This window comes from Nostocoides vanveenii (genome assembly GCF_039531165.1).
GTDB classification, from domain to species: domain Bacteria; phylum Actinomycetota; class Actinomycetes; order Actinomycetales; family Dermatophilaceae; genus Nostocoides_A; species Nostocoides_A vanveenii.
Genome location: NZ_BAAAPN010000090.1, coordinates 1 through 9,482, shown reverse-complemented (window position 1 = coordinate 9,482; position 9,482 = coordinate 1). Strand labels below are relative to the sequence as shown.

Here is a 9,482-nt window from a genome sequence, read left to right as displayed (position 1 = left end):
TGGGCAGAGTCGTAACTCCCATCATCGGAAGACCTCGACCCATCAACCCGACACCGACACGCCCCCACGCCGACAACCGGCTACACCCTCAAATCGGAAGAGCCTGAATATCTCGCGGCGCGGGACGGGGCTGGTCGGCCGAACTGGGTGGGCTTCCGGCCGCTACGACGTTTCTGGTTCCCCTTCAACACTCCAGCCGCACGGGCCGATGCGACCGTGCACGCTCCCGCTGCCTTCCGGAGTCGCGGAATTTTCATCGCCCCGCAAGAACTGAGCGTGGCATGAGGGCACCGCTGCTGGATCGGGCCGCTCTGGAACTCGCCTTTGGCGCTCTCGGAGAACGCCTCGTCCGGAGGGGACTCGCTGCGGACGTCTACGTCATCAGGGGCGCCCCCATGGCGATGGCCTATGACGCGCGACGGGCCACGCGCGATGTCGATGCGGTGTTCGAACCGCATGGCGCGGTCTTGGACGAGGCCACCACAGGTATACCGACGAGCACCGACAGCCCCTCTCGAGGGCGGTCTCATCGGCCCGGGCCGCAACACCGACGCCCGGTCCCTGGACGCGCTTTGCGAGCCGGCTTCCCGAAAGCCGGATCACCCCGTGAGTCCACCAGGGGTGTCGCATAGGGTCGCGGGCCATGACCACTCTCAGCGAGACCCTGCTGACCGCAGAACGCCGCCCGCAGACCGTCGACGCGCTCGTCGGCGTCGTCGAGGCCGAGGTCGGGAGCAAGTCCGGCATCAGCGGTGCGGCGATCAAAACGGCATACAAGGCGGCACGCAAGATCGACGACCGCATCGTGCGGCGGGCGATCGCGGGGATGCTGCCTGACTTCCTCGACCGCCTCGAGCCCTTCTGGGCGACCCGCGGCGACCAGCCTTTCGGGGCTCAGCTCGCGGCGCAGAGTGACGCCGCGGCCGAGGCGCTGCTCTCGGTCACTGACGCGCGCGCAGCCAACCCCAAGCACGCGGCCGTCGCCAAGGTCTACGGCATGCTGCGCGGCAAGGCCAAAGAACACGTTGTCGCCGCCCTCCCGCGCCTGGGCAGCACCCTCGAGCAACAGATGGCCTGACCGGCCCGAAGCCGGCTGCACAGGGGCCAGGGTGGTCGACCAACCAGAGTCGACCACGCTTTCCTCTGGCTGTGGACGTCAGCGTTCAGGAAGCCAAGACCCACCTGTCCCGCCTGCTTCGGCGAGTCGAGGCCGGCGAGACCATCGTCATCCGGCGTGGGTCGATCCGGGTGGCCGTGCTGGCGCCCGCGCCCCCGATGACCGCCGAACGGCGGATCTGGGGTGACCTGCCGGGGTCGATCGGGCCGGACTTCGATGACCTTCCTGACGACTTCTCGGCCTACACCGCATGAGGTATCTGCTCGATACGAACGTCGTCGTTTGGCTTCTCCTGGGGCGTCGCGACGCGGTTCCCGAACACGTGCGCCGCGCCCTGAGCGACCCGGCCAATGACATCCTCGTCAGCGCGGCGTCGGTATGGGAAATCGCGATCAAACGCTCCTTGGGAAAGCTCGAGATCGCCGACCATTGGCGAGCGACGCTCAACCTGCTTGATCTGACCCCGCTACCGGTCACCGCGGACCACGCTGCCGGTGTCGCCGGCCTGCCGTGGGTCCATCGCGACCCTGTCGATCGCTTGCTCACCGCGCAGGCGCGAGCCGAGCAGGCGACACTGGTGACCGCTGACCGGACCATCCCCGCCTACGACGTGCTCACCTTCTGGGCGACCGACTGACGATTCGCATCGCGCGGCCCAGGCGCTAAGTTGCGGGGATGGGGTGGTGGCATGACGAGATCATCGACGGGCCGAAGGGACCGCTGCTGCTGGTCTTCGTTGACTTCGTCGTGACCTTCCTCGCCACCCGCGCCATCACCCGGCTGATCCGCGCCGGCAAGGGGCCCTTCCGCAATCTCAGCAGTGGTGGCGTGCACCTGCATCACCCGACGCCCGGCACGATCCTGCTCGTCGCCGGCGCCTTTTGCGCGGTGGGCGCCAACGGCCGAGCGCCGCTCAACTACCTCGGGGCAGCGCTCGCCGGAGTCTGCACCTCACGCGTGCTCGACGATTTCGCCATGATCTTCCACCTCCAGGATGTCTACTGGTCCCAGGAAGGCCAGCTGTCCGTCTACGTCGTCACGCTCGCCACCGCGTGCCACGGGCTGGCAATCGTCGGGGTCCGCCGGACACCTCACCCTTCTCTGCGGCGCGGCGACGGTGCGCGGCGGCGTGGTGGTGGCGCTTGCCGTCCATCTCGCCCTGGTCTGTATGACTGCGTTGAAGGGGAAGTACCCCACCGCCCTGTTGGGCATCTTCCTCAGTCCGCTCGCGTGGGTCGCTGCCGTCCGGCTAGCCCGGCCGCGCTCCCCCATGGGGCCGCCGCTTCTACTCACCGCACAAGGAAGCCCGGGCGGCCGAGCGCGCGACGACGTGCGATGAGCGGTGGGGACCCCTGCACCAATGGTGGGCCGACTTCATCGGCGGCACGCCCTCGCAGCCCAACCCGACTCCGGCCGGCCAGCCGGCCACGTCGCCGCGTCCCTGACTGGCTCTACCCGCGGGCGTCGAACTCCTTGCGGATCTCCGACAGTTCCAGCGCGTGCGCATCGAGAGCCCGGTCCTCGTCCGAGACCGGCACCCAGGTCGGGGTCGGCAGCGCCCGCCGATTGGCGTTGATGCGCACGAAAACCGTCCGGCAGTATGTCGTTTCGGCGAGCGCGTCGGCGCCTGCGGCCGGGTCACCGGAGCGGACGTGGACGCCGATGTGCATCGCATGCGGTCCGGTGTGCATGAGGCGGGCTTCGACCTCGACCAGGTGCCCGATCCGCAGCGGCCGATAGAAGCGCACCCCGCCGGTGAAGATCGCGACATTGCTCGGGTCGCCCGCCCATTGGGTGGCGAGCACATGCGCGGCCTCGTCGATCCACCGCATGACGATGCCCCCGTGCACCTTGCCGCCCCAATTGACATCGGTGGGCGCGGCCAGGAAGCGAAGCGTCACCCGCGGCGCCGTCCCCTTCTCAGAGTAAGTCTGCCCCTGCATGGCCTCCTCGACCAGGGTCCGCAACTCGGCCCGCCGCGCCGCCCACTGTTGCTGCAACTCCTCCCCCAACGAACGCGGGACGAAGGTCGGCACCGGAGTCGGCCGCCCGTCCCCGTCGACCGCGACGAAGACCATCAGGCAACGCGTCGCCTCGACCAACTCGCCGGTGCGCGGCGGCCCGGAACTGACCGTGACGATCACGTCCATACTCGATCGGCCGGTCCGCACGACCTCCGCGGTCGCCTCGACGAGGTCGCCCACCTCGACCGGACGCGTGAACCGCACATTGCCGACGTATGCCGTGACGCAGTACGCCCCGCTCCACCCCGCCGCGGCGGCGAAGCCGGCCTTGTCGATCCACTCGAGCACCCGGCCCGCCGACACGGAGCCGGAGTGCCCGGCATCGGTCGGGGCCGCGAGGAAGCGCAAGGTGACGCGCGAGGTGGGGATCCGATCGCTCATACGTCCTCCGTGGGCTCGGGGGTGTGGGTCACGACGCTAGCGTCCCCGCTTCGCCGCGAAGGCGATCGACCTGGTCGGGGGTCCCGAAGACAATGAGCGTCGCCCCCGCCTCGAGGACCATCTCCCCTGCCGGGGTGGGGACAAATTCGCCTTTGCGCGGCTTGCGGACGGCGAGCAGGGTGGCGCCGCACAGGCCGGGCACGTCGACGCCGGCCACCGTGCGCCCGACCAGCGGGGACCGGTTGCCCAGCCGTACGCCCTCGATCCGGTGCTCGATGTCGTCGTCGTGCATGACCTCGTCGAGGAACTCCGCGACATCGGCATAGAGCGCGAAGCTCGCCATCCGCCGGCCGCCGATCAGCTGCGGGTTGACGGCGCGCGTGGCGCCGGCGAGGACCAGTTTGGCCTTGCTGTCGATGGTCCGGGCCCGGCTGATGATCACCAGATCCGGGCGGAGGGCGCGGGCCGAGAGCGTGGCATACGTGGTGGCGGCGTCGGTGTCGAGCGCGCAGATCAGCGCGCGGGCCCGGTCGATGCCGGCCGCGCGCAGCACGTCGTCGGACGATGCGTCACCGACCACGAACGGCACCTCGATCCCGGCTAGCCGCTCGGCGTCACTGTCGATCACGACGACCTGATGGCCGCGATCGACCAGATTCGCGGTCGACGCGCGCCCGACGCGGCCATACCCGCAGACGATGAGGTGATCGCGCAACTGCTCGATCGACGTGTCCATCTTGCGCCTCCAGAGATATTCGCGCAGGTGCCCCTCGGTGACGGCTTCGACGAGAACCCCGAGGTTATAGAGCACCGTCCCGACGCCGATGACGATCAGGATGATCGTGAAGATCTCGGCGGCCGCGGTGCGCTCATAGACCTCCGAATAGCCAACAGTGGCCACCGTGAAGACGGTCTGGTAGAGCGCCTCGATGAAGCTGAGCCCGAGCAGCATGTAGCCGACGGTGCCGAAGACCGTGACCGCGACCAGCCCGGCGAGCGCGACGGCAACTCGGCGTAACGCCGCCGCACCCTGGGGGACGCCGGAGAGCAGGGATCGGCGCCGATAGCTCTCGGACGTCCGCGTCACGGGCACATGATGTCACCCGGCCGGCACGCCGGAAATGCCTGGTGGATCCGGACCGCTACCAGGTCAAGACAGTCGGCGCGGGCAGGCCCGCGAACGCGCGGTCGGCAGTAACGAGGACCGCGCCCTCGTGAATGGCCTGCGCGGCTAAGAGGCGGTCGAAGGGATCGCGATGGGCCCAACTCATCGAGCCGGCCGTCATCGCGTGCCGCGAAGTGACCGCGAGCTCATCGGCCCCGAGGTCAGCGATCCGACGATCCCAACTGGCCACGAGTCCGACATCTTCCAGCTTGCCCAACCGTGTCTTGGTGGCGATCTCCAGGGCCGAAACGGCCGAGGCGAACAGGGGATTGCGCCGATCCGCCAGCTGATCGCGGATCGTCGTCGGCACGCGCGAGGGCTCGCCCAAGATCCACAGCAGGACATGCGTGTCGAGCAAATAGCTCACTCCCAAGCGGACAGTTCCTCCTCCGACAGGGGCGCGTCGAAGTCCGCCGGAACCGGGAAGTTCATCATCCCGAAGCGGCGCTTGGCCACCGGCTCGACGGGCACCAGCCGGGCCACCGGTCGATCTGCACGAGAAATGGTGACCTCGCCCCCCGCCTCGACATCGTGCAGGATGCGCGAGAGCTGCGTCTTCGCCGCTTGAACGGTGTAGGTCTCCATGCGTCCAGTATTCCTGGTCAAGCTGGCCTGGTCAAGTCGATCAACCACGACATGGCGGGCGCCGTCCGGCCCGTCCTCACACGTCCAGGCGCCTGAGGTCGCCGGCCGTCCGGAAACCGGCCCGGCGCTAGCGCGGGACGGAGATTTCGCTCGGGTTCAGCACGATGCTCTGCATGCCGGCCTCGCGGGCCCACGCGACCCGCTTCACTCCCCCACCACCGTGCGAAGTCGTCGACAAACGCGGGATCCGCCGCCCCGGGCTCGCCAGTGGACCCGTGCATGCGCATCCGGACCAGGTCGGCGACGTCGGCATTCGTCGCGACGAGCGCCACGGCATCCGGGCCGGGGATCACCTCGTCACGCTAGCCGCGACTCGGGTTTGTCGTGCAGTAGGTGCTGCGGGGCGCACCTTCTGCACGACAAGCGCGCGGCTCAGACCACAGTCAGCGGCAGCAGGGTCTTGCCGGTCGGGCCGGTCTGGATGTGCGTGCCCAGTTGCGGGCAGACGCCGCAGTCGAAGCATGGGGTCCAGCGGCAGTCGTCCTGTTCGACCTCGTCCAGCGCGTCCTGCCAGTCGGCCCACAGCCACTCCTTGTCCAGCCCGGAGTCGATGTGGTCCCAGGGCAAGACTTCGAGCTCGCCGCGCTCGCGGGTGGTGTACCAGTCGACATCCACGCCGTATGCCGGCAGCTCGGCCGCCGCGGCGGCCAGCCACGCGTCATACGAGAAGTACTCGCGCCAGCCGTCGAAGCGGCCGCCCTCGCGCCAAACGTGTTCGATGACCCGCCCGACACGGCGGTCGCCGCGCGAGAGCAGGCCCTCGATGATGCCCGGCTTGCCGTCGTGATAGCGGAAGCCGATCGCGCTGGCATACCGCCGGTCGCCGCGGATGGCGTCGCGCAGCTTGGCCAGCCGGGCGTCGGTGGCGTCCGAGCCAAGCTGACCGGCCCACTGGAAGGGCGTGTGCGCCTTAGGCACGAAGCCGCCGATCGAGACGGTGCATCGGATGTCTCGCCGGCCGCTGACCTGGCGGCCGGTGTCGATGACCTTCTTGGCGAGGTCGGCGATCTGTAGGACATCGTCGTCGGTCTCGGTCGGCAGCCCACACATGAAGTAGAGCTTGACCTGCCGCCAGCCTGCCCCGTATGCCGCGGCGACGGTGTCGATGAGGTCCTGCTCGCTGACCATCTTGTTGATGACGCGGCGCAGTCGCTCGCTACCGCCCTCGGGGGCGAAGGTCAGCCCGGAGCGCCGCCCGTTGCGCGTCAACTCGTTGGCGAGGTCGATATTGAAGGCATCCACGCGCGTGCTGGGGAGGGACAGACCGACTTGCTGCCCCTCATACCTATCGGCGAGGCCCTTGGTGATGCCGGCGATCTCGGAGTGGTCGGCGCTGGAGAGGGACAAGAGCCCGACTTCCTCGAAACCCGTTGCAGCAAGCCCGCGTTCGACCATCTCGCCGACGCCGGTGATGGAGCGCTCGCGGACCGGGCGGGTGATCATGCCGGCCTGGCAGAAGCGGCAACCCCGCGTGCACCCGCGGAAGATCTCGACGCTCATCCGCTCATGGACGGCCTCGGCGAGCGGGACGAGTGGCTGCTTGGGATACGGCCACTCGTCGAGGTCCATGACGGTGTTCTTGGCGACGCGCCATGGCACACCCGACTCGGTGGGCACGACGCGGTGGATGCGGCCGTCGGGCAGATAGCTCACGTCGTAGAAGCTCGGCACATAGACATTGCCCGTATGCGCGAGCCGGCGCAGCAATTCGCGGCGGCCACCGGGGCGACCCTCGGCCTTGAACGCGGCGATGACCTCGGTGACCTGGAGTACCGCCTGTTCGCCATCGCCGACGATCGCGGCGTCGATGAAGTCCGCGATCGGCTCGGGGTTGAAGGCGGCGTGGCCCCCGACGATGACGATCGGATGCTCGTTGGTGCGGTCCTGCGCGTGGAGCGGGATCCCGGCAAGGTCGAGGGCGTTGAGAAAGTTCGTGTAGCCCAACTCGGTGGAGAAGGAGATGCCGAAGACGTCGAACTCGCGCACGGCGCGGTGGCCATCGACGGTGACCTGCGGGACGCTCGCGGACCGCATGAGGGCCTCCATGTCCGGCCACACGGCATACGTGCGCTCCGCGAGGGCGTCGGGGCGCTCGTTGATCACTTCGTAGAGGATCATGACGCCCTGGTTGGGCAGCCCGATCTCATAGGCGTCGGGATACATCAGCGCCCAGCGCGTCGTCAGCTCGCACCCTTGAGCGTCGTGGCCGCCGCAGTCCCAATCCTTGACGGTGGAGTTGAGTTCACCGCCGACATACTGGATCGGCTTGCTCACGCGCTCCAGGAGCGGCTCGAGGTCGTCGAAGCGGGACTGTCCGGGCATCGGACCAGGATAAGCGGCACTTGTCTGGAGGACCGACACACGGAGGCTCACGCGTCGTGTTCCTGCAGGCGGGCGCTGAGAAGTCTCAGGTCCTCGGCAACCAGTCCGGTGATCCAGTTGCGCAGCTTGATTCGGAGCACCTGGGTCACGACAGGGGAGAGATCCCGACGGAAAACACCGAGTCCACGCTCGACCTGGCCAGCCGACAGGAAGAACTCGGGGTCGGCTCGGGGATCCTTTGCGTCGCCAAGCTCCACTCGCCGATGAACTTCCGAATACGGCGTGTGTGGTCTCCCGACGTTCTGCTCAGTCACGACATAGCCAATCGCACCGACGTCGAGTGGATCGTAACCAGCGGGGAGGCCCATCCCGCCGGTGACACCCGGCGTCAGCGCCAGCTGAGCCGACGCGTCCAATTCAGACCACACGTCGGCAAGGAGCGCCCGATAGACACCGGCCAATTTGTGGGCCCGATCGAGAATCATCATTCGTGTCCGCAGGTCCAAGGCAACCTCCGCAACTGCGCCAAGGGACCGATTTAGGGCTATTCCAAGGCTGGACCGAACCATCTCTATCGTGTCGATGGTCCGATCCGCGATAAACGACACGAATCGCTCGGATGATCCCGAGTCGGCCGCCTCCAAGGCGTCGAGGTAGAGGTCGCGCTGGTCGGCAAAGATCACCAGGGGCCACGCCGGGCTCGCGATAGAGGTAGATGGACGCCAAGGCCCTGGCGACGCGCCCGTTGCCGTCGGCGAAGGGGTGGATCCGCACGAACGCGTAGTGAACATAGGCGGCCTGGACCACTGGCGAGGCTCCGGCGAACGCGTCGGTGCCGATCTCCCCCAAGAGCCGTGACATCTCCGCAGGCGTATCGCTCGGCGGCGTATAGTGGAACACCCGGCCGGTCTCGGCGTTGGTGGGGTTGGGTCTTATAGACACCCTTGGGCATTGGGTGCGTCTGCGGGCCGAGAACGGTGAACACGGTGAACGTCGTTTGCGACCGCAGCAGACGCTCGTGGAGCTGACGGATCCACGACTGACTCAGCGGCTCACGGCCCGTCACCAGGTCCAAAACCATGTTGTAGCCGGCGAGTGCGTCTTCGATCGCTCGCGCAACCTCGATCCCGTGCAAAGACAGCGCCGCTTCCCACGTCGCCGTCTGCTCGGCGATCGTTCGTGTGAACCCGCGCGTCGTCGCGTACAGCCCCTCCAGCGCGCCGGTGTCGACGGCTGCGTACCGCGTGGCCACGGTCACGGCTGCGCTAAGGGACTCGGGAGTTGCAGCAGACCGATCGTGGCGTAATCGTTCTGCAAAGCCGTCCACAACAGAGGGGTCAAAGCGCGGCGGCCCAGCCCGTGAAGGGCGGGAAAGGCGCATACCCAGCCCGTCACTCAGGGGGTGAGACTACCCGCGGCCTATGCCAGAATGACTCCCGTCAGCTCGAGGTCATGCAGCGGTATTCGAGGAAGGCTGACCTAACCCGTGTTCTGACCCTTTTGACCAAAGTGGCTGGTCAGGCGGGTGACGGGGTGCAGCGGGAATCCCAGTCCGCGGCTCGGGTGCATCGGATTGACGTACGTCTAGGCCAAGAGGAGCGCACTGCCCTGTTGGACGCCTACGCCGCTGGGCGAACGACGGAGGACGTGGCGAGCCAGTTCGGGTTGAGCAAGGGATCGGTGCGTTCGGTACTTCACGATGAAGGCGCCCGGGTGCGGCGTCTGTCGACGGCGCTCGAAAACTGAACAGTTGCGGCGCTTGAAAAGTGAACACCTCTGAGATTGGAGAGTGATCACTTTGGAGGACTGGGCGTTGATCCGGCGGTTG

At 67.7% G+C, this 9,482-nt stretch carries 10 protein-coding genes and 1 pseudogene; 3 read left to right on the top strand and 8 right to left on the bottom strand.

The features are described from left to right. The first annotated feature begins 643 nt into the window (after positions 1-643). The 3 genes from ABD209_RS15980 (at position 644) to ABD209_RS15970 (ending at position 1,754) form a co-directional block, all read left to right on the top strand. Entirely contained in the window at positions 644-1,078 is a 435-nt protein-coding gene (locus ABD209_RS15980) for a DUF6918 family protein (protein ID WP_324386660.1), read from the top strand. Between the two features lie 71 nt (positions 1,079-1,149). Then, positions 1,150-1,371, top strand: a complete 222-nt coding sequence (locus ABD209_RS15975; RefSeq protein WP_344067981.1) for a type II toxin-antitoxin system Phd/YefM family antitoxin — start codon at positions 1,150-1,152, stop codon at positions 1,369-1,371. Beyond that, the gene (locus ABD209_RS15970; RefSeq protein WP_344067979.1) at positions 1,368-1,754 is read left to right on the top strand and encodes a type II toxin-antitoxin system VapC family toxin; all 387 of its coding nucleotides are present in this window, start codon (positions 1,368-1,370) and stop codon (positions 1,752-1,754) included. Before ABD209_RS15975 ends, ABD209_RS15970 begins: the two co-directional genes overlap by 4 nt. Before the next feature lie 314 nt (positions 1,755-2,068). Here ABD209_RS15970 and ABD209_RS15965 read toward each other — a convergent pair whose 3' ends face one another. From ABD209_RS15965 to ABD209_RS15930, 8 genes and pseudogenes are all read right to left on the bottom strand, one after another. Then, positions 2,069-2,389 carry a hypothetical protein gene (locus ABD209_RS15965; RefSeq protein ID WP_344067977.1) on the bottom strand — a complete coding sequence of 107 codons (321 nt, stop codon included), beginning with the start codon at positions 2,387-2,389 and terminating at the stop codon, positions 2,069-2,071. 179 nt (positions 2,390-2,568) lie between these two features. Then, the gene (locus tag ABD209_RS15960) at positions 2,569-3,522 is read right to left on the bottom strand and encodes an acyl-CoA thioesterase (RefSeq protein WP_344067975.1); all 954 of its coding nucleotides are present in this window, start codon (positions 3,520-3,522) and stop codon (positions 2,569-2,571) included. Positions 3,523-3,550: 28 nt separating this feature from the next. Continuing rightward, on the bottom strand, positions 3,551-4,609 hold the full coding sequence (locus ABD209_RS15955; protein ID WP_344067973.1) for a potassium channel family protein: 1,059 nt from the start codon (positions 4,607-4,609) through the stop codon (positions 3,551-3,553). Positions 4,610-4,664: 55 nt separating this feature from the next. Next, positions 4,665-5,054 carry a type II toxin-antitoxin system VapC family toxin gene (locus tag ABD209_RS15950; RefSeq protein WP_344067983.1) on the bottom strand — a complete coding sequence of 130 codons (390 nt, stop codon included), beginning with the start codon at positions 5,052-5,054 and terminating at the stop codon, positions 4,665-4,667. Beyond that, complete coding sequence (locus ABD209_RS15945) at positions 5,051-5,272, bottom strand: type II toxin-antitoxin system Phd/YefM family antitoxin (protein ID WP_344067971.1); 222 nt, start codon at positions 5,270-5,272, stop codon at positions 5,051-5,053. The genes ABD209_RS15950 and ABD209_RS15945 overlap by 4 nt, the downstream gene beginning before the upstream one ends. A 432-nt stretch (positions 5,273-5,704) precedes the next feature. Beyond that, a complete protein-coding gene (locus ABD209_RS15940) occupies positions 5,705-7,654 on the bottom strand; it encodes a TIGR03960 family B12-binding radical SAM protein (protein ID WP_344067969.1) in 1,950 nt (649 codons plus the stop codon). A 47-nt stretch (positions 7,655-7,701) separates the two neighbouring features. Beyond that, positions 7,702-8,337, bottom strand: coding sequence for a hypothetical protein (locus ABD209_RS15935; protein ID WP_344067985.1), 636 nt, complete (start codon positions 8,335-8,337; stop codon positions 7,702-7,704). Between the two features lie 37 nt (positions 8,338-8,374). Then, positions 8,375-8,554, bottom strand: a pseudogene (locus tag ABD209_RS15930) (Fic family protein); the annotation flags it as partial. Positions 8,555-9,482 lie beyond the last annotated feature (928 nt).